General features: G+C 73.3%; 25 protein-coding genes. 11 read left to right on the top strand and 14 right to left on the bottom strand.

The genetic code is table 11. From position 1 onward, the window contains the following. Positions 1-22 precede the first annotated feature (22 nt). The 4 genes from FHX45_RS23345 (at position 23) to FHX45_RS23330 (ending at position 3,650) form a co-directional block, all read left to right on the top strand. Positions 23-628, top strand: a complete 606-nt coding sequence (locus tag FHX45_RS23345; protein ID WP_167105890.1) for a TetR/AcrR family transcriptional regulator — start codon at positions 23-25, stop codon at positions 626-628. 46 nt (positions 629-674) lie between these two features. Further along, the gene (locus FHX45_RS23340; RefSeq protein ID WP_341771583.1) at positions 675-1,883 is read left to right on the top strand and encodes an MFS transporter; all 1,209 of its coding nucleotides are present in this window, start codon (positions 675-677) and stop codon (positions 1,881-1,883) included. Between the two features lie 102 nt (positions 1,884-1,985). Next, complete coding sequence (locus FHX45_RS23335; protein ID WP_167105887.1) at positions 1,986-2,393, top strand: hypothetical protein; 408 nt, start codon at positions 1,986-1,988, stop codon at positions 2,391-2,393. A 66-nt stretch (positions 2,394-2,459) separates the two neighbouring features. Beyond that, on the top strand, positions 2,460-3,650 hold the full coding sequence (locus tag FHX45_RS23330) for an RtcB family protein (protein ID WP_167105884.1): 1,191 nt from the start codon (positions 2,460-2,462) through the stop codon (positions 3,648-3,650). Between the two features lie 143 nt (positions 3,651-3,793). Here FHX45_RS23330 and FHX45_RS23325 read toward each other — a convergent pair whose 3' ends face one another. After that, positions 3,794-4,174, bottom strand: coding sequence for a hypothetical protein (locus tag FHX45_RS23325; RefSeq protein ID WP_167105881.1), 381 nt, complete (start codon positions 4,172-4,174; stop codon positions 3,794-3,796). Positions 4,175-4,245: 71 nt separating this feature from the next. Continuing rightward, positions 4,246-4,725: a MarR family transcriptional regulator gene (locus tag FHX45_RS23320; protein WP_167105878.1), complete on the bottom strand. Its 480-nt coding sequence runs from the start codon at positions 4,723-4,725 to the stop codon at positions 4,246-4,248. 38 nt (positions 4,726-4,763) lie between these two features. Here FHX45_RS23320 and pip point away from each other — a divergent pair, with 38 nt between their 5' ends. Further along, complete coding sequence (gene pip, locus FHX45_RS23315) at positions 4,764-5,738, top strand: prolyl aminopeptidase (protein ID WP_167105875.1); 975 nt, start codon at positions 4,764-4,766, stop codon at positions 5,736-5,738. Here pip and FHX45_RS23310 read toward each other — a convergent pair. Together FHX45_RS23310 and FHX45_RS23305 are read right to left on the bottom strand one after the other, a co-directional pair. Continuing rightward, positions 5,719-6,705: an LLM class F420-dependent oxidoreductase gene (locus tag FHX45_RS23310; RefSeq protein WP_167105871.1), complete on the bottom strand. Its 987-nt coding sequence runs from the start codon at positions 6,703-6,705 to the stop codon at positions 5,719-5,721. The genes pip and FHX45_RS23310 overlap by 20 nt on opposite strands. Positions 6,706-7,074: 369 nt before the next feature. Beyond that, a complete protein-coding gene (locus FHX45_RS23305) occupies positions 7,075-8,457 on the bottom strand; it encodes an aminotransferase-like domain-containing protein (RefSeq protein ID WP_167105868.1) in 1,383 nt (460 codons plus the stop codon). Between the two features lie 37 nt (positions 8,458-8,494). Between FHX45_RS23305 and FHX45_RS23300 the strand changes: the two genes are divergently transcribed. Next, entirely contained in the window at positions 8,495-9,376 is an 882-nt protein-coding gene (locus FHX45_RS23300) for a DMT family transporter (RefSeq protein ID WP_341771582.1), read from the top strand. On the opposite strand, the gene ligD is transcribed toward FHX45_RS23300, so the two are convergent. From ligD to FHX45_RS23280, 4 genes are read right to left on the bottom strand one after another with little or no spacing between them, the layout of a single operon-like run. After that, entirely contained in the window at positions 9,363-10,319 is a 957-nt protein-coding gene (ligD, locus tag FHX45_RS23295; protein WP_208406060.1) for a non-homologous end-joining DNA ligase, read from the bottom strand. The genes FHX45_RS23300 and ligD overlap by 14 nt on opposite strands. Positions 10,320-10,360: 41 nt before the next feature. After that, positions 10,361-13,252 (bottom strand): AAA family ATPase, encoded by a 2,892-nt coding sequence (locus FHX45_RS23290; RefSeq protein WP_167105862.1) that lies wholly within the window; start codon positions 13,250-13,252, stop codon positions 10,361-10,363. A 49-nt stretch (positions 13,253-13,301) separates the two neighbouring features. After that, positions 13,302-14,297 (bottom strand): NAD(+)/NADH kinase, encoded by a 996-nt coding sequence (locus FHX45_RS23285; RefSeq protein ID WP_167105859.1) that lies wholly within the window; start codon positions 14,295-14,297, stop codon positions 13,302-13,304. 57 nt (positions 14,298-14,354) lie between these two features. Continuing rightward, the gene (locus tag FHX45_RS23280) at positions 14,355-14,732 is read right to left on the bottom strand and encodes a hypothetical protein (RefSeq protein ID WP_341771581.1); all 378 of its coding nucleotides are present in this window, start codon (positions 14,730-14,732) and stop codon (positions 14,355-14,357) included. A 151-nt stretch (positions 14,733-14,883) separates the two neighbouring features. On the opposite strand from FHX45_RS23280, the gene FHX45_RS23275 reads away from it, so the two are divergent. Beyond that, positions 14,884-15,192 carry an alkaline phosphatase D family protein gene (locus tag FHX45_RS23275; RefSeq protein ID WP_341771580.1) on the top strand — a complete coding sequence of 103 codons (309 nt, stop codon included), beginning with the start codon at positions 14,884-14,886 and terminating at the stop codon, positions 15,190-15,192. Between the two features lie 43 nt (positions 15,193-15,235). On the opposite strand, the gene FHX45_RS23270 is transcribed toward FHX45_RS23275, so the two are convergent. The 3 genes from FHX45_RS23270 to def all read right to left on the bottom strand — a co-directional run bounded on the left by FHX45_RS23270 (position 15,236) and on the right by def (position 17,708). After that, the gene (locus FHX45_RS23270; protein ID WP_167105856.1) at positions 15,236-16,435 is read right to left on the bottom strand and encodes an RNA polymerase sigma factor; all 1,200 of its coding nucleotides are present in this window, start codon (positions 16,433-16,435) and stop codon (positions 15,236-15,238) included. Continuing rightward, complete coding sequence (locus FHX45_RS23265) at positions 16,432-16,785, bottom strand: YciI family protein (protein ID WP_167105853.1); 354 nt, start codon at positions 16,783-16,785, stop codon at positions 16,432-16,434. The genes FHX45_RS23270 and FHX45_RS23265 overlap by 4 nt, the downstream gene beginning before the upstream one ends. A gap of 293 nt (positions 16,786-17,078) precedes the next feature. Further along, positions 17,079-17,708 carry a peptide deformylase gene (gene def, locus FHX45_RS23260; RefSeq protein WP_167105850.1) on the bottom strand — a complete coding sequence of 210 codons (630 nt, stop codon included), beginning with the start codon at positions 17,706-17,708 and terminating at the stop codon, positions 17,079-17,081. Between the two features lie 115 nt (positions 17,709-17,823). On the opposite strand from def, the gene FHX45_RS23255 reads away from it, so the two are divergent. Then, on the top strand, positions 17,824-18,240 hold the full coding sequence (locus tag FHX45_RS23255) for a CBS domain-containing protein (RefSeq protein ID WP_167105847.1): 417 nt from the start codon (positions 17,824-17,826) through the stop codon (positions 18,238-18,240). Between the two features lie 567 nt (positions 18,241-18,807). On the opposite strand, the gene FHX45_RS23250 is transcribed toward FHX45_RS23255, so the two are convergent. Further along, positions 18,808-19,101, bottom strand: a complete 294-nt coding sequence (locus FHX45_RS23250; RefSeq protein WP_341771579.1) for a dodecin — start codon at positions 19,099-19,101, stop codon at positions 18,808-18,810. Between the two features lie 145 nt (positions 19,102-19,246). Between FHX45_RS23250 and FHX45_RS23245 the strand changes: the two genes are divergently transcribed. Beyond that, positions 19,247-19,882 (top strand): nitroreductase family protein, encoded by a 636-nt coding sequence (locus tag FHX45_RS23245; RefSeq protein WP_167105844.1) that lies wholly within the window; start codon positions 19,247-19,249, stop codon positions 19,880-19,882. Positions 19,883-19,886: 4 nt separating this feature from the next. After that, complete coding sequence (locus FHX45_RS23240) at positions 19,887-20,369, top strand: NUDIX domain-containing protein (protein WP_167105841.1); 483 nt, start codon at positions 19,887-19,889, stop codon at positions 20,367-20,369. A 46-nt stretch (positions 20,370-20,415) separates the two neighbouring features. Here the strand turns inward: FHX45_RS23240 and FHX45_RS23235 are convergent, their stop codons facing one another. Next, positions 20,416-20,913: an SRPBCC family protein gene (locus tag FHX45_RS23235; RefSeq protein WP_167105838.1), complete on the bottom strand. Its 498-nt coding sequence runs from the start codon at positions 20,911-20,913 to the stop codon at positions 20,416-20,418. After that, positions 20,894-21,250, bottom strand: coding sequence for an ArsR/SmtB family transcription factor (locus FHX45_RS23230; protein WP_167105835.1), 357 nt, complete (start codon positions 21,248-21,250; stop codon positions 20,894-20,896). The genes FHX45_RS23235 and FHX45_RS23230 overlap by 20 nt, the downstream gene beginning before the upstream one ends. A gap of 52 nt (positions 21,251-21,302) precedes the next feature. Between FHX45_RS23230 and FHX45_RS23225 the strand changes: the two genes are divergently transcribed. Continuing rightward, positions 21,303-21,695, top strand: coding sequence for an MmcQ/YjbR family DNA-binding protein (locus FHX45_RS23225; protein WP_167105832.1), 393 nt, complete (start codon positions 21,303-21,305; stop codon positions 21,693-21,695). Positions 21,696-21,702 lie beyond the last annotated feature (7 nt).

Below are 21,702 nucleotides of genomic sequence, written 5' to 3'. Positions count from 1 at the left end.
CGCGCTTGGGATACTCAGGACCATGACGACCGCACCTCCAGCCCGGCGCGGCAGGCCGGGCTACGACCTGGAGTCCCTGCTGGCGGTCGCGGTCAAGCTGTTCAACGAGCGCGGCTACGACGGCACCAGCATGGAGGACCTGTCGCGCAAGCTCGGCATCACCAAGTCCGCCATCTACCACCACGTGCCGAGCAAGCAGGAACTGCTGCGGCTGGCGGTGAACCGCGCGCTGGACGGGTTGTTCGAGATCGTGGCCGAACTGGAGGCGGTCGACGGTCGCGCGGTCGACCGGCTGGAGTACCTGGTCCGCGGCAGCGTGCGGGTGCTGGTGGACCGGCTGCCGTTCGTGACGCTGCTGCTGCGGGTGCGCGGCAACACCAAGGTGGAGCGGGACGCCCTGGCCCGCCGCCGGGAGTTCGACCACATCGTGTCCGAACTGGTCACCCGGGCCGTCGACGAGGGCGACCTGCGGCCGGACATCGACCCGCCGACCGCGGCCCGGCTGCTGTTCGGCATGGTGAACTCGCTGATCGAGTGGTACCGGCCGCGCGGTGGACAGAGCGCCGATCAGCTCGCCGAGACCGTGGCGGCGGTGGCCTTCGACGGGCTGCGGATCCGGTCCGCGTAGGACGTCCTCACGCGGTGAGCGCGGTCACACCGGGAATCTTGGGGTCGTGGCGCGTGTCGGCACTGTCATGCCGGAACACCGCACCCTGCGGCTGATCATGGTGGTGCTCGCGTTCTCCTGCGGCACCACCGTGGCGAACCTGTACTACGCGCAGCCGCTGCTGGCGGGGATCGCGTCCACGTTCGGCGTGAGCCAGGGCAGCGCCGCGCTGGTGGTGACGCTCACCCAGCTCGGCTACGCCGCCGGGCTCGCTCTGCTCATGCCGCTCGGCGACCTGGTGGAGAACCGGGCGCTGGCCTCGCGCACGCTGGTGTTCACCGCGCTGGCGCTCGTGGTGGCGGCCGTGGCGCCGGTGTTCGGGTTGTTCCTGGCGGCCTCGGTGCTGATCGGGGTGACGTCGGTGGTGGCGCAGATCCTCATCCCGTTCGCCGCGCACCTCGCACCGGAGGAGCAGCGCGGCCGGTTCGTCGGCACGGTGATGACCGGCCTGCTGCTGGGGATCCTGCTCGCGCGCACCCTGTCCAGCGTGGTCGCCGGGGCGTTCGGGTGGCGCACGATCTACGTCGTGTCGGCGGTGCTGATGCTGGTGGTCGCGGTCGCCGTGCGGCGGATCCTGCCGCACCGCCGGCCTCCGCACGACGAGGGCTACCGGCGGCTGATGGGGTCGATCCTGACGCTGGCGCGGGAGGAACCCGCGTTGCGGCGGCGCGCGGTGTGCCAGGCGCTGATGTTCGGGGCGTTCTCCGCGTTCTGGACGTCCGTGGCGTTCGAGCTGACCGGCCGGCACGGGCTCACGCAGACCGAGGTCGGGATGTTCGCGCTGGTCGGCGCGGCGGGCGCGGCGGCGGCACCGCTGGCGGGGCGGCTGGGCGACCGCGGCCACGGCCGGCTCGGCAGCGGGATCGCGCCGGCGCTGGCCGCGGTGGCGATGGTGGTCGCCTGGCTGGGCGCCGGTTCGCTGATCGTGCTGGCGCTCGCGGGGGTCGTGCTGGATCTCGCGGTGCAGGGCCACCAGGTGCTGAGCCAGCGGGAGATCTACGGCCTGCGGGCGGACGCACGTGCCCGCATCAACACGGTGTTCATGACGACGATCTTCGTCGGCGGGGCGGTGGCCTCGGCGCTGGCCGGCACGCTGTACGACCGCTTCGCCTGGGCGGGCCCGTGCCTGTTCGGCGCCGCACTGCCCCTGATCGCGCTGGGAATCTGGGCCACCTCGACGGTCCGCGCCCGGGGCCGGGAAGCCGTCACCGCCTGAGCCGGTCTCCCGGCACGCGAGTTCCGCGCTCGGCCACCTGCTGGTGGATCATCTGTGCTTCACTTCCCGTGACCGTCCGGCCACGAGAAGGGAACCACTGGGGTGACGAGCTGGCGCGATCTCGCGACGTTCATCCGGCAGCAGTACAAGGTCGTCCGGGACGAGCCGGACGAGCTGCGCATCCGCATCCGCTTCCAGTCCGATCCGGAGGAGGAGGAACGCACCCAGATCGTGGTCATCGCGCGGGAGGTGCTCGACCGGCGGGACGAGTGGATCCAGATCGCGACCCCGTTCGCCCGCGTGGACGAGGTCGACGTGGCCGCGGTGCTCGCCGAGGTGGGGCACACCACGGTCGTCGGCGGGGTGGTCGTGATGGGCGAGTACCTGGTGCTCCGCCACTCGCTGCCGCTGGCCAACCTGGACCTCAACGAGTTCGTCGACCCGCTCGCCCTGGTCACCAGCTCCGCCGAGCTGCTCGAGGAACAGCTCACCGGCCGCGACGACTACTGAAATCCGGTTGCTCCGGCCGGTTTCCCGGGTAACCCTGGGGATCCACCGCAGCGAAAGGATCTTCCGATGTTCACCGCAGTCGAGGGCGCCCGGGTACCCATCCGCATGTGGGCCGACCCGGCGTCCGTCGAGGACGCCGCGATGCGGCAGCTGCACAACGTCGCCAACCTGCCGTGGGTGCACGGGCTGGCCGTGATGCCGGACGTGCACTACGGCAAGGGCGCGACGGTCGGCAGCGTCATCGCGATGCGCGACGCGGTTTCCCCCGCCGCCGTCGGTGTGGACATCGGCTGCGGCATGAGCGCGGTGCGCACCTCGCTGACCGCGGGCGACCTGCCCGACGACCTGGCCCGGCTGCGGCGGCGCATCGAGGACGCCGTGCCGGTCGGCTTCGCGCTGCACCAGACGCCGGTCGACCCGGCCCGGGTGCCCGGCACGCGCGGCTGGAACGAGTTCTGGTCGGCGTTCGGGCACCTGCACGAGGGCGTGCAGAACCTGCGGGACCGGGCGCGGGCCCAGATCGGCAGCCTCGGCGGGGGCAACCACTTCATCGAGGTGTGCCTGGAACAGGGCGGCCCGGACGCCGGCCGGGTGTGGCTGATGCTGCACTCGGGGTCGCGCGGCATCGGCAACGAACTGGCCAAGCGGCACATCGACATCGCGCGGAAGCTGCCGCACAACGCGGACCTGCCGGACCGCGATCTGGCGGTGTTCGTCGCCGGGACACCGGAGATGGCGGCCTACCGGCGGGACCTGTTCTGGGCGCAGGAGTACGCGGCCCGCAACCGGGCGACGATGGTCGCGCTCGTGCAGCGGGCGCTCGCCGCGGAGGTGCCCGGGGTTCGGTTCGACGAGCCGATCTCGTGCCACCACAACTACGTGGCCGAGGAGACCTACGACGGCGTGGACGTGCTGGTGACCCGCAAGGGCGCGATCCGCGCCGGGGCAGGTGACCTGGGCATCATCCCGGGCAGCATGGGCACCGGCTCGTACGTCGTGCGGGGCCTGGGCAACGAGACGTCGTTCCACTCGGCGTCGCACGGCGCCGGGCGGCGGATGTCGCGGACCAAGGCCCGCAAGACGTTCACCGCGGCCGACCTCGCGGCCCAGACCAGTGGCGTCGAGTGCCGCAAGGACGACGGCGTGGTCGACGAGATCCCGGCCGCCTACAAGGACATCGAGTCGGTGATCAAGGCGCAGGCCGACCTGGTCGAGGTGGTCGCGCACCTCAAGCAGGTCGTCTGCGTGAAGGGCTAGATATCGGCGTTCTTCTCGGTGGTCCGAAGTGGATAGTTCCGGTCCCAGAAGTCCCGCGCCGCCGCGGACGGCGTCCGGTGGGCCACTCGCAGTCGGTCACGGCGTCGCGCGGGCAGTGGCCCGGCGACGCGCGGCCACCGACATCAGCGGCTCAGGTCCACTTCGGCGGTCAGTACACCGTGGTGGCCGTGCAGGTCGACGCACCACATGCGCGCGAGCCGGTCCAGGACGTGCAGTGGCAGCCGCAACGACGCGTGGCCGGGCAGGGCGCGGCAGCGCAGCTCGCGGATGTCGGCCCGCAGGCGGGCGCCGGGGCGGTGCCGGAGGCGCACGGCGAACGGCGGCTGGGCGTGCCGGCAGGCGAGGCCGGCGAGGGTGTCGACGACGAGCAGCGCGCGTTCGGCCGCGTCCGGACGTTCGCCGTCGAGCAGCTCCCGCAGGTGGCGCCGGAGCCCGGCGAGGTGGGCCGCGCCCAGCAGCGGCACCGCGGTGGTTCGCTCGGCGAGCTGCGCTGGTTCCGGCACGACGGCCCTCCGCTGCGATGTCACCGGGTGCGAGGTGGGGTGATACCCCGGGCCACCGCGCGGAAACGTCGTCAGCCGAACAGGTCCGGCGCCGCGTCCGCGATCCGCTGCCGCATCGGCCGCGTCCGCAGCGCCTCGATCGCCTCGTCGACCAGCCTGCTCAGCGGGTGGGCCAGCTCCGCCTCGAACTCCTTCGCCGCCGCGGTCGTCGCCGCCCATTCCGCGTCCAGCACCGGCAGCAGCTCCTCGGCCTTGCGGGTCAGCCGCACGATCCGGTGCCGCGCGTCCGCGCCCGGGCTCAGCGTCACCAGGTCCGCCTTGACCATCTGCGCGACCGTCTGGCTCGCCGCCGAGTGCGTGACCCCGATGGCCTCGGCGAGGTCCCGGATGGGCTGCGGTCCGGAGGCGGCCAGCAACCGCACCACGGGGGTGAATCGCGGCCGGAACCAGGCCAGACCGAGGTCGGCGTAGACCGCGGCGACGTCGCCGTCGAGCAGGTCCAGCAGGTGCCGCAGCCGTGTGCCGAGCAGCTCGGACCGGAGAATTGTCACAGCGCTAATATAACAGCACTGTTGCACCTGGAGGGACGATGACCCAGCTCCACCCGCCCGCCGAGCCCTACGCCGAGGGCATGCTCGACGTCGGCGACGGCAACCGCATCCACTGGGCCGCGTGCGGCAACCCGGAGGGCAAGCCCGCCGCGGTCGTGCACGGCGGTCCCGGCTCGGGCGCGTGGACCAGCACGCGCGGCTACTTCGACCCGGACCGCTACCACGTCGTCCTGTTCGACCAGCGCAACTGCGGCCGCAGCACACCGCACGCGAGCGACCCGGCCACCGACCTGACCCACAACACCACCGGGCACCTCATCGCCGACATGGAACTGCTGCGCGAGCACCTCGGCATCGACCGGTGGCTGCTGTTCGGTGGCTCCTGGGGTTCCACCTTGCTCCTCGCCTACGCCCAGCGGCACCCGGAACGGGTCAGCGAGATCGTGATCGCCGGGGTCACCACCACCACCCGCCGCGAACTCGACTGGCTCTACTCCGGGGTCGGCCGGTTCTTCCCGGCCGAGCTGGAGCGGTTCCAGGCCGGCGCCGGTGACGTCGAGGGCGGCACCTTCGACGTCCTCGCCGCGTACGCGCGGCTGCTGGCCGACCCCGATCCCGCCGTACGAGGGAAGGCCGCGCGGGACTGGAGCACCTGGGAGGACACCGCGATCTCGCTGGAACCCCACGGGGTGCCGAACGTCTACAGCGACCGGCCGTCCCGCGATGTGCTCGCGATGACCCGCATCTGCGCGCACTACTTCTCGAACGCAGCCTGGCTGGAGGAGGGCGTGCTGATCCGGGAAGCCCACCGGCTCAAGGGCATCCCCGGCAAGCTCATCCACGGCCGGCTCGACCTGTCCGGCCCGGTGGAGACCGCGTGGGAGCTGGCCAAGGTGTGGCCGGACGCCGATCTGCGGGTGATCGAGGACGCCGGCCACACCGGCAGCGACACGATGCGGGCGGCGATGCGCGCCGCCCTCGACGAGTTCGCCGTCAGGCCAGCTCGGGGATGACGCGGTTGGTGAACAGCTCCACCGACGTGCGGTCGTAGGCGATGTCGGCGAAGTAGGTGATCGCGTACGTCATGCCGAGGCCGCGCAGCTCGGTGAGCCGCTCGGCGACCTGCTCGGGCGTGCCGACCAGCGGGCCGTTGCGGAACGACGCGACGCTGTTCTCCAGCACGTCCGCCGGCACGTGCGGCTCGTAGTGCGCGCGGATCCACGCCAGCCGGTCGGCCACGTCCTTCTCGGTCTCGCCGATGATCACGTTGTAGTTGGCCGACCGGACGATCGCGTCGAAGTCGGTGCCGAGGTCGCGGCAGTGCGCGGCGAGCACCTCGGACTTGTGCTTGAAGTCCTCGGCACCACCGGCGAAGTTGGTGTACTGGGCGTACCGGGCGGCCATCCGCAGCGTCTTCTTCTCCCCGCCGCCGGCGATCCACAGCGGGATGCCGCCCTCCTGCAGCGGCAGCGGGTAGCACCGGGCACCGTCGACCTGGTAGTGCTTGCCGTCCAGGGTCGCCGTGCCCGTGGTCCACAGCTGCCGCATGATCTGCACGCCCTCGTCGAGCATGCCGAGCCGCTGCCCGGCCGGCGCGAAGCCGTAGCCGTAGGCGCGCCACTCGTGCTCGTACCAGCCGGCACCGATGCCCATCTCGACGCGGCCACCGGAGATCACGTCGGTGGTCGCCGCCACCTTCGCCAGGTAGGCCGGGTTGCGGTAGCCCATGCAGGTGCACATCTGGCCCAGCCGGACGCGGCTGGTGCTCGCGGCCAGCGCGGCCATCAGCGTCCACGCCTCGTGCGTGGCCTCCCCGGTGGGCACCGGGACGGTGTGGAAGTGGTCGTACACCCACACCGACTCGTACGGCCCGTTCTCGGCGTACCGGGCGATGTCGAGCATGGTCTGCCACTGCCGGGCGGGCTCGATACCGGTCAGGTCCAGCCGCCACCCCTGGGGAACGAAGAGTCCGAAGCGCATGCGCCCAGCCTAACCGGCGGCACCGTGCCCGTCAGCGGAAACCGCCGGTGCACACACCGGCCCCCGGATCGTCCACTGTGGAGTGTCGGCGGCGGTCCGCGGCGAGCCCGTTCCGGGCACTGGTCGGGACCACCCGCAAGGGCCGCAGCGTCAGCGGCTGATGCGGCCGGGCATCGGCTGCGGCTTGCTCGGCGGCGGCTGCGGGCTCGGCGGCCGGCGCTGCCACGGCCGTGAGCTGGTCTTGCGCACCTGACCCCCCGGGACGGTCTAATCGGACATTCGCCTGGCGAAGGGTAACGACACCCCGGATGTGACCCACACAACACACCTCGTTGTGGTGCTGGAGGGGCTGATGTTACCGGTGTTCCGTCACTGCCGGGCCAGGACCTCGCCGATGATCCGGGCACCGTCGGCGAACGCACCCGGGTTCGGGCCGGAGTAGTTGAGCCGCAGGTAGGCGCCGGGCGGTTCGGCGGGGAACCACTCCCCACCGGGGCTGAGCGCGACCCCGGCCGCCTCGCACTCCCGGCTCAGGCGGACCGGGTCGACGGTGTCCGGCAGCCGCACCCACAGGTTCAGCCCGCCCCTCGGCACCGAGTCCAGGCGCGCGCACGGGAGGTGCTCCCGCACGGCGCGGGCGAGCAGGTCACGCCGGGCCGCCAGCTGGTCGCGCAGGCCCCGCAGGTGGCCGCGCCACGCGGGCTGGGTGACCACGTCCAGCGCGACCGCCTGCAGGATGCCGCTGACGAACAGCGCCTCGGCCCGGACACCGGCCAGGACACGCTCGCGGGCCGGGCCACGCGCGACGAGCCCGGCGACCCGGACCGCCGGGGACACGCTCTTGGTCAGCGACCGCAGGTACACCACGTGCCCGTCGTCGTCCCGTGCGGCGAGCGGCACCGGGTCGGCGTCGATGCCGAAGTCGTGTGCCCAGTCGTCCTCGATGAGGAACGCGCCGTGCTCGCGGACGACGTCGAGGACCCGGCCGGCCAGGCCCGGCGACCAGCGGGCGCCGGTCGGGTTGGCGAAGTTCGGCTGCGCGTAGAACGCGCGGGCGCCGGTCTGCCGGAACGCCCGCGCCAGCTCGTCCGGGTCGGGACCGTCCGCACCGCTGGGCACCGGCACCACCTCCACCCCCGCCCGCGCCGCGGCGAGGATCGCACCCCAGTAGGTCGGCGACTCCAGTATCAGCGGGCGGCCGGCGCCGACCAGCCCACGGAACGCCGCGCTCAACCCGCTCTGGCTGCCGGGGAAGACGACCACGTCGCCGGGCGCCGCCACCCCGAGCTCGGCGGCGAACCACGCCTGCAGTTCGGGCAGTCCCGCGGCGGGCGGGCGGTGCACGGCCGCGTCACCGCGGGCCGCGCGGGCGAACGCGGCCCGGACCAGCCGCTCGGGGAGCAGTTCCCGGTCCGGATAACCCGAGTGCAGCGCGATCACGTCGTTGGGCACGGTGCGCAGTGCCGCCGACCCGCGTGGCACGGGATGACGCGGGGAGCCCAGCGCGGCGGTCTGCCACCCGTAGTCGTTGGGCCGGGCCAGGCGCGCCGCGCGCACGAACGTGCCCACCCCCGGCCGGCTCTCCACCATCCCGCCCGCGGTGAGGGCCCGCAGCGCCTTCTGCACCGTCACCGGGCTCGCCGCGTACTCGGCGACCAGTGCCCGCGTGGACGGCAGCCGAGCACCGGGCTGTGCGGTCGCGATCCACGCGCGGAGGCCGGCGACGATGCGGGCACTGCTATCGTCGGACATGAAGCAGGATAGTAGCGCTACCCTCGCCGGGCGCCCGGTGCTATCTCCCGGGCGGGGCGGTCTCGGCTGGGGACTGCTCGGCGTGGCCGCGTTCTCGTTCACCGTGCCGTTCACCCGCGTCGCCGTCGGGACGATGTCACCGTTGTTCATCGGGTGCGGCCGCGCCGTGATCGCCGCGCTGCTCGCGACCGGTGCGCTCGCGGCCACCCGGCAACGGCCGCCCCGCGGCGTCCAGTGGCTGCGGCTCGCGGTGGTCGCCGCGGGCGTGGTGGTCGGCTTCCCGGTGCTCACCTCGTTCGCGCTGACCAGCGCGTCGGCCAGTCACAGCGCGGTGGTGATCGCGCTGCTGCCCGCCGCGACCGCGGTGATCGCCGTGCTGCGCGGCCGGGAACGGCCACCGGTGCTGTTCTGGGCGACGGCGGCGGTCGGCGCGGTCGCCGCGGCCGCCTTCGCGGCGCTGCAGGGCGGTGGGCTCGGCAGGCTGCACTGGTCCGATCTGCTGCTGCTCGCGGCCGTGCTCGCGGCCGGGGTCGGCTACGCCGAGGGCGGGCTGCTCGCCCGGGAACTCGGGGCGTGGCAGACGATCTCGTGGGCGCTCGTGCTGTCCGCCCCGGTGATGGCCGCGCTGGCGGTGACGTCGGCGGCGCAGCACCCGCCCGCGGGGGGCGTGGCCGAGTGGGCGGCCTTCGCCTACCTCGGGGTGGTGAGCATGTTCCTCGGGTTCTTCGCCTGGTACCGCGGGCTCGCGATCGGGCCGATGGCACACGTGAGCCAGATCCAGCTGGTCCAGCCGGTGCTGAGCATCTGCTGGGCGGTCCTGCTGCTGCGCGAGGCGATCACCTGGCCGACCGTGCTCGGCGGGCTCGCGGTGATCGCCTGCGCCGGTCTGGCGGTGCGGACCCGGCTCAAGCGCGCGTGACCTCCTCCGGGTGCCGGTCCGGCCGCAGCCCGCGCCACGACGGCGCCCGCAGGCGCCCGTCGGAGGTCCACTGCCGGAACTCCACCTCGCCCACCAGCTCCGGCTCCACCCAGTGCGCGTGGCGGGCGTACTCGCGGGGCACCGGGGTGGCGAACGGGCTGGTGCGACGGGCGAGCGGGCGCAGCCGGTCCTGCAGGTCGGCCAGCATCCGTTCGGTGAAGCCGGTGCCGACGTGACCGGCGAACCGCAACCCGGTCTCGTCGTGCAGCCCGAGCAGCAACGCGCCGAACGTGCCCGACCGCCGTCCCCCGCCCGCGGTCCACCCCGCGATGATCACCTCCTGGGTGCGGGTCAGCGGCGTCTTCACCCAGTCCGGCGACCGCAGCCCCGGCTGGTAGCGCGAGTCGAGCCGTTTGGACACCAGGCCCTCCAGGCCCACCTCGCGGGCGGCCCGCAACAGCTCCGCACCCTCCACTTCGGACGCCCGGAAGTGCCGCCGCACCCGCACCTCCGGGCGGTCGACGCCCAGTGCCAGCAAGCGTTCCCGGCGCTCTTCGTAGGGCAGGCCGGTGCAGTCGGCGGTCCCCTCGCGCAGCAGGTCGAACGCGAAGAACACCACGGGCACCGACGACAGCCGGGCCGGGGTGGGCGCGGCCAGGTTCATCCGCTGCTGCAGGCGCCCGAAATCCGGCCTGCCGTCCTCGTCGAGCGCGACGACCTCGCCGTCGATCAGCAGCGTCCGGCGGTCCCGGCCGAGCACGGCGAGCTCGGGGTAGGTGGCGGTGACCTCACGCAGCCGCCGCGAGTAGAGCCGGACCTCGCCGCCGGACACCGCGGCCTGGCACCGCACCCCGTCGTACTTCCACTCGAACGCCCAGCCCTCGCTGTCCTGCACGGGTCCGGGAACGGCCAGCATCGGGGCGACGGGCTCAGGCGTCGGCATGTCCCGATGCTGCGCCGGATCGCCGCCCGCCGCCAATCGGCTCAGCCGAGCAGGCCGCGCTGGTGCGCCCGGGACACCGCCTCCGCGCGGCTTCCGGCGCCGAGCTTGGCCATGATCCGGGACAGGTGCACGCTCGCGGTCTTCTCGCTGATGAACAGCCGCTCCCCCACCTGCCTGTTGGTCAGGCCGCCGGCCACCAGTTCCAGCACGGACCGCTCACGCGGGGTCAGCACGTCGCCGGCCGGCGCGGCCGCACCCGCGGTCGTCAGGCGGCCGCGCTTCGCCAGGTCCGCCACCGCGGCCCGCAGCGGCCGCGCGCCCAGCCCGGTCGCGGAGTCGTGCACGAGGCGGACCTGCTCGGCCGCGGCGTCCCGCTCGCCGTGGGCCAGCAGGGCGGCGGCCCACCGCCAGCGGGCGAGCAGCTGCCAGTACGGGATCGGCGCGGCCCGGTCCACCGCGCACGCCCAGCTGTCCGGGTCGTCCGCGCCGCGCAACCGGTTCAGCTCCGCGGCGAGCCGGGCGGTCGGCGCCTCGGTGTCCGGGTTGCGTTCCTCGAGCCGGAGCTGCACCGGCGAGACCAGTTCACCCGAGTCCGCCGCCCACCGGGCGAACCGCGCACCCTCCTCGACCAGCGCCCGGGCGTCCTCGCCGCGGCGCCGGGCCTGCTCGGCGAGGTCGGCGAGCGCGGACACCCCGACCGCGACGGCCCAGCGGGTCTCGGCCAGGCTCGACCGGGACAGCGTCCGCATGCGGTCGGTCACGCCGTGGATCTCCGCGACCGCCGTGGCCGGGTCGCCACGCCACTGCGCGGCCTCGGCCAGCGCGATCCCGAGCACGACGCCGGTGCGCGGGTCACCGTGCTGATCGGCCAGCCGCGAGGCGAGCGCCGCCACCTCGGCGAAGCGCCCCTGTGCCACCAGGATCGGCGCGGAGTACGCGCCGATGCGGGCGCGCGCGAACCGGGGCGCCCCCGGCACCTCGGCGCGGGCGAGTGCGCTGTCCCAGTCGCCCAGCGCGAACAGGTCGAACAGCTCGCCGAGGCGCCCCTCGACGCCGAGGTCGCTCCAGCCGAGCCCGGACTCCTCCGCGCGCCGCCACACCCGCTCGGCCATCCGCGCCGCCTTGCGCAGCTCCCCGCTTCGCACGTAGTTGGAGCCGACGTTGTGCAGCGCACGCAGCTCGACGCGGACCGCGCCGATCTCGGCGGCCCGGGCCGCGGCGGCCAGCCCCAGCTCGGTGGAGAGCCCGGTGTTGCCCTGCCACTCCTCGAACGCGGCGAGCGTGACCAGACCGTCGGCCTCGACCTCCGGCGCCCCGGCCACCCGCGCGTCGGCGATCGCCTCCTCGACGTGCCCGCGCAGGACGTCGACGTCCACGTCCGGCACGCCCCACACCCACGCCCGCGCGCGCAGCGCCAGCACCTTGGCGCGGACCAGGCTCGCCGGGCGGTCGCGCACCAGCTCCCACGCCTCGGCCACGGCCTTGGACACCTCGGCGCGGTGCACGTCGAACGGGATCAGCGCGACGGCCAGCTGGTGCCGGGTCTCCGCGGCCAGCTCGGGGTCGTCCCGCAGGTCCGCTTCGGTCACCGCGGACCCGGCGTAGGTGACGGCCCGGTCCACCTCGCCTGCTGCCGACGCCATCGCCGACGCCGACCGCAGCAGCGCCAGGCGGTCCCGTCCGCTGATCCGCTCCGGCTCCGCGACCGCCTCCCACAGCTGCAGCGCCTGCTCCAGGTGGTGCAGCGCGTCGCTCGGCGCGTGCATGGCCGCGGCCTGGCCGGCGGCGCGCACGGACGCGGCGAGCGCGGTCGGCAGGTCGTGGCTGCGGAAGCTGTGGTGCGCCAGCGCGGCGGGGGTGCCGTTCTCCTCGGCCAGGCGGGCGAACGCGGCGTGCAGGCGGACCCGTTCCCCGGGCAGCAGATCGTCGTAAACCGCTTCGCGCAGCAGCGCGTGCCGGAACGCGTAGCCGTCCTCGGCGGCGACGAGCACGTTGTGCCGCACCGCTTCCCGCACCGCGCTCTCCAGCGCGTCCTCATCGAGGCCGCACACGCCGCGCAGGCTCGCGTGCGCCACGAGCTGCGCCGCGCCGGACACCGCCCGGACCACGCGCTGCGCAGCGGAACTGAGCCGCTCCACGCGGGCCAGCAGCAGTTCGGCCAGGCCGCCGGGCAGGTTCACGCCACGGGTGGCGGCGGCGGTCAGCTCCTCGCAGAAGAACGGGTTGCCCTCCGAGCGTTCGACGACCGTGTGCACGGTGGCGTCCGGCAACGCGCCGTCGGCGAGGGCGGTGACGAACGCGACGGTGTCGGCCGCGCCGAGCGGGGCCAGCTCGAGGCGGGTGACCGCGGGCAGCCGGGACACCTCGGCCAGCAACGGGCGCAGCGGATGGCGGCGGTGCAGGTCGTCGGTGCGGTAGGTGGCCACCACCAGCAGCCGCTGGGTGTCCAGCCGGGACAGCAGGAACAGCACGAGGTCGCGCGTCGAGGCGTCCGCCCAGTGCAGGTCCTCCAGCGCGAGCAGCACCGGGCCGGGCGTGGCGAGGTCGGCGAGCACCGCGTGCACCGCGTCGAACAGCCGCAGCCGCTCCACGCTCTGGTCGGCCGGCTCCGGCGTGGCCAGGCCGGGCAGCAGGCCCCCGAGCACCGGCCACCGCTTCGCCGCCTCCCGCTGCGTGCCCAGCGCCTCGGCGAACGGCAGGTACGGCAACCCCGCCTCGCCGACGTCCAGGCAGCGGCCGGACAGCACGGTCACGCCGTCCCGCCCGGCGCCGTCGACGAACTCGGCCAGCAGGCGGGACTTGCCGACCCCGGCGTCACCGGCCAGCAGCACCGCGCCCGCGTGTCCCTCCCGGCACCGGCGCAGGGCCGCGCGCAGGGTGTCCAGCTCCCGGTCGCGGCCGATCAGCGGGATCTGCGTTCCGAGGCGAGGCACACCCCATGATCCCATGTGCGGGCTCAGCGCGGGCTCAGCGCGGACCGGGTCAGCGCGGGGGCCGCTCATCGGCGAGGGCGGCGACCGAGTCGGCGAGCCCGAACCGGTCGCGCACCCGGCACAGGAAGTCCGGCTCGTCCAGGCGGACCAGCCGCGCCCGCCGGCTCGACGCCTGCACGGTGATCCAGTCGCCCGGCTCCAGCACGCCGCGCAGCTGCCCGTCGACGCTGACCGCGGCCTCCCCGGACCGCTCCAGCACCCGGATCCCGACCCGCTGCTGCGGCGCGAGCACCACGCTGCGGTTGAACACCATGTGCGGCGCGACCGGCGTGAACACCAGCGCGTCCAGGCCGGGCGAGACGATCGGGCCGCCCGCGGAGAAGCTGTAGGCGGTGGAGCCGGTCGAGGAGGCCACGACGAACGCGTCGGTGGAGTACACGGCGAACTGGCGGCCGTCGACGTAGACCGCCAGGCTCGCCTGCCGGTCCCGCGCCAGCTTCTCCACCACGATGTCGTTGAGCCCCAGCACGTCGAGCTGGATGCCCTCGCCGTCGGAGATCTCACGCCGCCGCGGCGCCGGCGGGGGCAGAGCGGGGCCGCGCCCGTAGCGCAGCATCGGCTCGATGCCCTTCGGGATGGTCAGCGGCCGGGACGCGCACATGGTGAGCGTCATCCGGGAGTCCTCCTGGAAGGCGCCGTCGTTCACCGCGTCCAGCGCGGCGATCACGTCCTCCGTGGCGACCTCGGTGAGGAACCCGACGCGCCCGACGTTCACGCCGAGCACCAGCGACTCGACCGGCGCCGCGACCCGCACCCCGCGCAGGAAGGTGCCGTCCCCGCCGACCGTGACGATCAGGTCCGGGTTACCCGCCCGCTCGGCCTCCTCCTTGGCGTGCCGCCGGTGGCCGTCGAAGTCGTCCCACACGTCGATGTCCGTGCACGGGATACCGCGGGCGGCCGCCCACGCGCGCACTTCGCCCGCGGTGCGCCGCGCGCTCTCCTTGCCGCCGTGCACCACCAGGCCGATGCGGGAAACGGAAGCCATGACCCTCCTCGTGGAGGCACCGGTGCGGCCTCCTGGTGTCCAAGCTAGCCCGGCCGGTCAGGACGCGAGCGGCTCGGCGCCTTCCGGTACGGCGACGACGGCCGGTTTGGCGAGTTCGGCACAGCTCACGCGCAGCTCGCCCGGCCGCGGGGTGGCCCAGGTGGCGAGCATGAGGAACGTGACCGACTCGCCGGGCGCGAGGTCGGCGGAGTCCGGCAGGCGGCGCGTGAGGGACCGGTCGTAGTGCTCGCCGAAGTCGATCCGCACGCCGGTGGCCCCGACGGATCCGGTGTTGGTGAGCCGGTACCACTGCTGCGGCTGCGCCTCGAGCCGGAACACCGGCACCGGCCCGGTCCGGCGTGGCCGGGCCGAGCGCCGCCCCAGCCAGAACGCCCCACCCACGGCCACGGCCAGGACCACCACCTCGATCAACACGCGCACACCACGCTGATCGCCCGTCCGGCGCACATCGCTACCGCGGTGATCGAACTGTGATCCGCCGACCGTGACCCGCCACCCCGCGGCCACCGCGCATTCGGCCGGGCGTCACGGCGCCGGTCTACCGTTTGCCCGCCTTCTCCCCCACGTGGCCGACGTCAAGGCCGACTTCGAGGACCCGTCGTCGGCGACGGTGGCGACCGAACTGGTGGGCACGTCGATCTCCTCCGGCGGCGACGGGACGGACCAGAACTCCGGGGATCGCGTGCAACTGCAGGAGAACCCGCACATCAAGTTCATCAACCGCCGGCGCGGCTACGTGCGGAACACGATCACGCCTGCCGCGTGGACGGCCGACTACCGGGTCGTCGACTACGTGAGCCGGCCCGGCGCGCCGGTCCGCACCCGGGCGAGTTTCGTCATCGAGGCCGGCCGCGCGGGGGCGCGGCAGGTGTGACGGCGGACCGCCCCGCCCGCGGCCAGGCCCGGCGGGCGGGGCACTACCCCGCGCACTCACGCAGCCGCCGCGTCAGGAACTCCCGCTCGGCCGCGTTCTCGGTGCGCGCCAGCGCGGCCTCGTACGCGCGTACCGCCTCCGCCGTGCGGCCCAGCCGCCGCAGCAGGTCGGCCCGGATCGCGTGGTACAGGTAGTACTCGGCCGGCTCCAGCGCCGCCACCGCCGCGAGACCCGCCGCCGGGCCGGCGACCTCGGCCACCGCGACCGCCCGGTTCAGCGCGGCGACCGGCGACGGCGCGACGACCATCAGCTGGTCGTACAGCGCCACCACCTGCCGCCAGTCGGTGGCGGCCGCCGTGGGCGCGTCGCTGTGCACGGCGTTGATCGCGGCCTGGATCTGGTACGGCCCGGGCCGCCCGCGGCGCAGGCACTGCCGCACCAGCGCCTGCCCCTCGGCGATCAGCGCCCGGTCCCACCGGCCGCGGTCCTGGTCGGCCAGCAGCACCAGCTCCCCGCCCGGCCCGGTCCGCGCGGCGCGGCGGGACTCGGTCAGCAACATCAGCGCGAGCAGCCCCAGCACCTCGGGCTCGTCGGGCATCAGCCCGGCCAGCGCCCGGGTCAGCCGGACCGCCTCCGCGCACAGCTCCGCGCGGCGGGCCGTGTAGCCCTCGTTGAAGATCAGGTAGAGCACGGCGAGCACGGCCCGCAGGCGGTCCGGCAGGTCCGCCTCGGCCGGCACCCGGTACGGGATCCGGGCGGCGCGGATCTTGCCCTTGGCGCGCACGATCCGTTGGGCCATCGTCTTTTCCGGAACCAGGAAGGCGCGGGCGATCTCAGCGGTGGTCAGCCCGCCGAGCAGCCGGAGCGTCAGCGCGACCCGCGCGGCCGGAGCCAGCGCCGGGTGACAGCAGGTGAAGATCAGCCGGAGCCGGTCGTCGGGCACAGCACCCTCCTCCACCGGTTGGTCCCTGGCGTGCAGCAGGGCCGCCTGGGCCTGCCGGTCGTCGCGGCCGGCTTCCCGCCGCAACCGGTCGATGGCCCGGTTGCGCGCGGTGGTGATGATCCAGCCGGCCGGGCTCGGCGGCACACCCTCGCCCGGCCACCGCCGCACGGCGGTCGTGAACGCGTCCTGGACCGCGTCCTCGGCGATGTCGAGATCACCGAAGACGCGGGCCAGGACGGCCACGGCGCGCCCGTACTCCTCGCGGAACACGCGCGCGATCTCCGCGGCGGGCACGGTCAACTGGCGGGCACCTCGGCCAGCGGCCGGACCTCGATGGGCAGCCTGGTCGCCCGCGCGGCCTTGCGGCCCCACGCCAGGGCCTCGTCCAGGTCGGCCGCGCGGATGACCGTGAACCCGCCGACGTGCTCCTTACCCTCCAGGTACGGGCCGTCGGTGACCAGCACGTCGTCACCGGACGGCCGCACCACGGTCGCCGTGTCCGGCGGGTGCAGGCCGCCGGTGAACACCCAGGCACCCGCCGCCCGCAGCTCCTCGTGGAACGCCGTGACGTCGGCCATGATGGGGTCGAGGATCTCCGGTGCGGGCGGCTCCCCGTCGGGCTGGTAGACGGTGATCAGGTAGTGCGTCATGGTCCCTCCTCGGGTCGGTCTGCACCCCCTACACGAACGGCACCCCCGCGGATCGACACCCGGTGCCGGGGATTCGCCCAACGTAGTGGAAAACCCTTTGACGGTCGCGGATCCACGGGCGACAGTGGAGACACCGGAACCTCACGCACGCTCGCCCGCTCCCGCACGCCGGCTCCACACCGCGCGCGCCGGAGCGGCTCGCCGAGCTGCGTGCGCGGGCCCGCCTTCGGACGGGCCGGCCCGGCCGGTGCGGCGAAACCGCGCCGGCCGGGGAGACCCTTCCGCGGCCACGATCAGGATCGAGCGGGGCCCTCCGCGGCGGCGGGGTCCGGGACGACCGGGTAGGCGGGTTCGCTCATCTCGCCGAGGGCCGTCTCGCGGGCCTCGGCGGTGAGGTGGTCGAGGTACAGGTGGCCGTCGAGATGGTCGGTCTCGTGCTGGAAACACCGCGCCAGCAGATCGCGTCCGGTCACCTCGACGGGGTTGCCGGCCAGGTCGAAGCCGCGGACCGTGACGCGGGCGGCGCGCGGGACGACCGCCCGCGCGCCCGGCACGGACAGGCACCCTTCGGCGTGGGCGCCGGTGCCGTCCCCGCTGACCTCGACGACCGGGTTGATCACGTGCCCGGCGTGCCACACCTCGTCCTCGGTGCGTTCGTAGCTCTCCGGGCACAGGTAGACGAACACGCGCAACGGCACGCCGATCTGGTTGGCCGCGAGGCCGACGCCGCGGGCGGTGCGCATGCTCACGAACAGGTCGGACACGAGGGCGGCCAGGTCGCCGCCGAAGCCGGCCACCTCGGCGCAGCGCTCGTGCAGCACCGGGTTGCCGACGACGGTGATCGGCCGCGATTCGCCGCGGGCGTAGTGGGCGGCGAGGTCGCCGCCGGTCGCGACGTCGTAGTGGATCTGGAGGTCGGGCATGCGTCGAGTAAACCAACGGACGGCGGTGCGGCGGCGGGCGGACGCGTTTGCGCCCGGACGGGCCGGGTATGCGGGGAGGGCCCAGTTCGACGTAGATCGGAGGCAGGCAGAGAAGATGACCAAGGCTCGCGAAATCATGACGTCCGACCCCGAGTGCGTCCGCACCAGCGACACGGTGCTCGACGCCGCGAAGCGGATGGCGGAGCTGCAGGTCGGGGCGATGCCCATCTGCGGTGAGGACAACCGGTTGAAGGGCATGCTGACCGACCGCGACATCGTGGTCAAAGTGCTCGCCGAGGGCAAGGACCCGCGCTCGCTGAGCGTCGGGGAGCTGGCCCAGGGGGAGGCCGTGACCATCGGTGCCGACGACGACGCGGAGGAAATCCTGCGCACGATGTCGAGCCACAAGGTGCGGCGGTTGCCGGTGATCGACGGCCACGACCTGGTCGGGATCGTCGCCCAGGCCGACGTCGCCCGCGCCCTGAAGGACCCGCAGGTCGGCGACCTGGTCCAGGCGCTTTCGACCGACTGATACCCGTTCTGATACCCGTTGCTCCGGCCGGGTGAAAAGCCACTAACGACACGTTCGGGTGGCCTTTCCCCGGCCGGAGCGCCGTTTTTGTCGGGGGTCGTTCCTACGGTGATGGCATGCAGAGCACATTCCTCACCAAGGTCGTAGTCGGTCTCGGGTGGACGGTCGCGGCGCCGGTTCTCACTGCACTGTTTCGCAGCCAAGGATCGCGTGTGCGGGGAAAACGAGGTCGGCGGGCTCGGTCAATGTCCGCAACGAGCTCTCGTTCATCGTGCGTGGGAGCACGCCGGCCGACCGAATCGATTGCCCCCGGGAGTTGCTGGATGTCGGCGAGAGGCATGAGTGATTCGCACCGCCGGGAGCCGGCGGTGTTCTTCACCAAGGCTGCCACGGCGTTCCGGTTCGTTCCCCTGATCGAGTTCGGTGCGGAGTCTTGCCGGTTGACTCCCGATGTGGTGGCTCCGCCGCGAATCGTGCTGTCTCCGTCCTACCGGCCTGGAGAGCGACGAGTCCGCTCCGATGATCCAGTCACCCCCATCGGCGCGAGAACGCTGATCGCGCAGTGGATCAGTCCGCTTCCTCCAGGCGGAACCCGACCTTCATGCCCACCTGGAAGTGGCCGATCGCGCCGTTCTCGATGTGGCCGCGGATCTCGGTCACCTCGAACCAGTCCAGCTCCCGCAACGTCCGCGAGGCACGCTCGATTCCCCCGCGGATCGCCGCGTCGAGGCTTTCGCTGGACGAACCGACGATCTCGGTGACGCGATAGGTGTGCCCGGCCATGGCGGCCTCCTTGCCCTCGGCGAATCCCGGCCCCGGCATTGTCACCCGGCGCACCCGCGCCCGCAGCCCGCTCACCACGTCCGGGCGGTATGCGCGGTCGGTCCGCCCGACACTCGCCGCCCGCGGACGCCCCCGCCGGGGGCAGTCATCCGCCCGCGGTACAGCGCCATATCCATCCCCACGGCGGGCTCATCGCGCGCGAGCTCATGCCAGGATCGGAGCCATGACACCTGAGGAGCTGCTGACCACCACCCGCAGCGTGCGCAAACGGCTGGACCTGTCCCGTCCGGTGCCGAACGAGCTGATCGAGCGGGCGATCACCATCGCGTTGCAGGCGCCGACCGGGTCGAACCGGCAGGACTGGCACTGGATCGTGGTCACCGACGCGGATCTGCGCGCCCAGCTCGCCGAGCTCTACGCGAAGTCCTACCGCGCCTACCGGGCGAGCGGCCCCTCGCCGGAGGAGCGCTACCGGGACGACGCCGACCGCGCCGCCACCCAGCACCGGGTCATGAGCAGCGCCGACTACCTGGCCGAGCATATGGCAGAGGTGCCGGTCCTGCTGGTGCCGGCCATCCACGTGCCGGGCGGGGACCTCCCGGCCGGCAACCAGGCCGGCCTGTGGGGCTCGATCCTGCCCGCGGTGTGGAGCTACATGCTGGCCGCGCGCACCCTGGGCCTCGGCACGGCCTGGACCACGCTGCACCTGGCCTACGAGCGGGAGGCCGCGGAACTCCTCGGCATCCCCGGCCACATCCGGCAGGCCGCGCTGATCCCGACCGCCTTCTACACCGGCGAGACGTTCAAGCCGGCGAAACGCCAGCCGCTGTCCGAGGTCGTCCACCACGACGGGTGGTGACCCGGTGCCCAGGAAGAGCGCGGCGTTCCTGCTCTACCGGCTCACCGGCGACCGGCGGCTGGAGGTGCTCATCGCGCACATGGGCGGCCCGTTCTGGGCGCGCAAGAACGAGCGCGCCTGGTCCATCCCGAAGGGCGAGTACACCGACGAGGACCCGCTGCTCGCGGCCCGCCGCGAGTTCGCGGAGGAAGTCGGCGAACCGGTGCTGACGGGGGAAACCGTGGACCTGGGCTCGTTCCGCCAGTCGAGCGGCAAGGTCATCACGACCTTCGCCGCGGAGGGCGACTTCGACCCGGCGCGGTTCGAGAGCAACACGTTCCAGATGGAGTGGCCGAAGGGTTCCGGGCGGGTGCGGGAGTTCCCCGAGGTCGACCGTGTCGAGTGGACGGACCCGGACCGGGCCGCCGAGCTGCTCGTGAAAGGACAGGTGCCCATCCTGGCACGCCTGCGGGAAACGCTGGTGGCGCGCGGAGTTCTGGACGCGTGACAGTGGGGGCCACGCGCACGTGGCCCCCACCGCCGGTCCAGGTGGCTCAGTTGCTTCCGGCCAGCGAGAGCGCCACCTGCTCCAGCTCGTCCAGCGACTCCTGCATGCCGCCTTCCATCCCGGATTCCAGGTGCCCGTCGCGCAGCTCCTTGCTGGGGTACTCGGCCAGCACCGTCAACGTGGTGCGCCCGTCGCGCTCGACCAGCGTCAGCGTGTTCAGCGAGGACGCGTCCGGCAGGCCCTCGTACACCTCGGTGGACACGATCCGCTCGTGCTCCACGATTTCCCGGTACTCGCCGTGGAAGGCGACCTCGAACCCGCCGTCGGCGATCATCACGTTCCGCCACCGGCCGCCGACCCGCAGATCGACCTCGACCGAGATCACCTCACCGCGCTCACCGGCCCACCACCGCTTGATCAGCTCCGGCGTCGTCCACGCCTTCCACACCAGGCGTGCCGGCGCGTCGAACTCGCGCGTGATCAGGATCTGGTTGTCCGCCGGGAGCGTCACCACTGCCGTTCCACTACTGGTCACCGTGCTCATCTCCGTCCTCCGACTCCTTCAGTTCCGCCAGAACCACGTCCATCCGGTCGAAGCGCCCGGACCACCAACGCCGGTACCCGCTCACCCAGTCGTCGATGTCCTTCAACGGGCGGGCGTTGAGCCGGTACACCCGCTGGCGCCCCGAGTCACGAACCTCCACCAGGCCCACCTCCCGCAGGACCCGCAGGTGCTTCGACACCAGCGGCTGAGCCAGCGCGAGCACCGCCACCAGCTCGTTCACCGGTTTCTCCCCGCCCGCCAGGAGGTCGAGGATCTGCCGCCGCCGCGGTTCGGCCACCGCGTTGAACGCGTCCGCTGTCGTCGCTGCCCGTGCCATGCACCCCAATATATACCCATATGGGAATGTGTCAACCCGTTAGCCTGGGACCATGACGCCTGCCGCGCTGAAGGAGCTGTGCCTGTCGTTCCCCGGGGCCCGCGAGGAGTTCCCCTTCGACGAGGCCAGCAGCGTGTTCAAGGTCGCCGGCAAGATGTTCGCGCTCAGCGCGCTGAAGTCCCGGCCACTGCGGATCAGCCTCAAGTGCGACCCGGACCTGGCGGTGCAGCTGCGGCACGACCACGAGGCCATCACGCCCGGCTACCACCTGAACAAGCGGCACTGGAACACGGTCGTCCTGGACGGCTCGGTGCCCGACGACCTGGTCCGGGAGATGATCGAGGACTCCTACGACCTCGTGGTCGCCGGCCTGCCGCGGCGGGAACAGGAGAAACTCCACTGGAGCGCGCTGAGCCAGGAGAAGGCGCCCCAGCGGACGGACTAACCTACTC

Origin of the sequence: Amycolatopsis granulosa (genome assembly GCF_011758745.1) — a bacterium.
Classification (GTDB): Bacteria; Actinomycetota; Actinomycetes; order Mycobacteriales; family Pseudonocardiaceae; genus Amycolatopsis_E; species Amycolatopsis_E granulosa.
The sequence above is the reverse complement of the archived record's forward strand: the minus strand, read 5'-3'. Positions and strand labels throughout refer to the sequence as shown.

What these genes read in the sequence shown, in the direction of transcription:
- ligD (WP_208406060.1), bottom strand. Translation starts at nt 10,319, where the DNA reads ATGCCGACGCCTGAGCCCGTCGCCCCGATGCTGGCCGTTCCCGGACCC.
- FHX45_RS23330 (WP_167105884.1), top strand. Translation starts at nt 2,460, where the DNA reads ATGTTCACCGCAGTCGAGGGCGCCCGGGTACCCATCCGCATGTGGGCC.
- FHX45_RS23255 (WP_167105847.1), top strand. Translation starts at nt 17,824, where the DNA reads ATGACCAAGGCTCGCGAAATCATGACGTCCGACCCCGAGTGCGTCCGC.
- def (WP_167105850.1), bottom strand. Translation starts at nt 17,708, where the DNA reads ATGCCCGACCTCCAGATCCACTACGACGTCGCGACCGGCGGCGACCTC.
- FHX45_RS23225 (WP_167105832.1), top strand. Translation starts at nt 21,303, where the DNA reads ATGACGCCTGCCGCGCTGAAGGAGCTGTGCCTGTCGTTCCCCGGGGCC.
- FHX45_RS23245 (WP_167105844.1), top strand. Translation starts at nt 19,247, where the DNA reads ATGACACCTGAGGAGCTGCTGACCACCACCCGCAGCGTGCGCAAACGG.
- FHX45_RS23310 (WP_167105871.1), bottom strand. Translation starts at nt 6,705, where the DNA reads ATGCGCTTCGGACTCTTCGTTCCCCAGGGGTGGCGGCTGGACCTGACC.
- FHX45_RS23285 (WP_167105859.1), bottom strand. Translation starts at nt 14,297, where the DNA reads ATGGCTTCCGTTTCCCGCATCGGCCTGGTGGTGCACGGCGGCAAGGAG.
- FHX45_RS23265 (WP_167105853.1), bottom strand. Translation starts at nt 16,785, where the DNA reads ATGACGCACTACCTGATCACCGTCTACCAGCCCGACGGGGAGCCGCCC.
- FHX45_RS23235 (WP_167105838.1), bottom strand. Translation starts at nt 20,913, where the DNA reads ATGAGCACGGTGACCAGTAGTGGAACGGCAGTGGTGACGCTCCCGGCG.
- FHX45_RS23230 (WP_167105835.1), bottom strand. Translation starts at nt 21,250, where the DNA reads ATGGCACGGGCAGCGACGACAGCGGACGCGTTCAACGCGGTGGCCGAA.
- FHX45_RS23345 (WP_167105890.1), top strand. Translation starts at nt 23, where the DNA reads ATGACGACCGCACCTCCAGCCCGGCGCGGCAGGCCGGGCTACGACCTG.
- FHX45_RS23305 (WP_167105868.1), bottom strand. Translation starts at nt 8,457, where the DNA reads ATGTCCGACGATAGCAGTGCCCGCATCGTCGCCGGCCTCCGCGCGTGG.
- pip (WP_167105875.1), top strand. Translation starts at nt 4,764, where the DNA reads ATGACCCAGCTCCACCCGCCCGCCGAGCCCTACGCCGAGGGCATGCTC.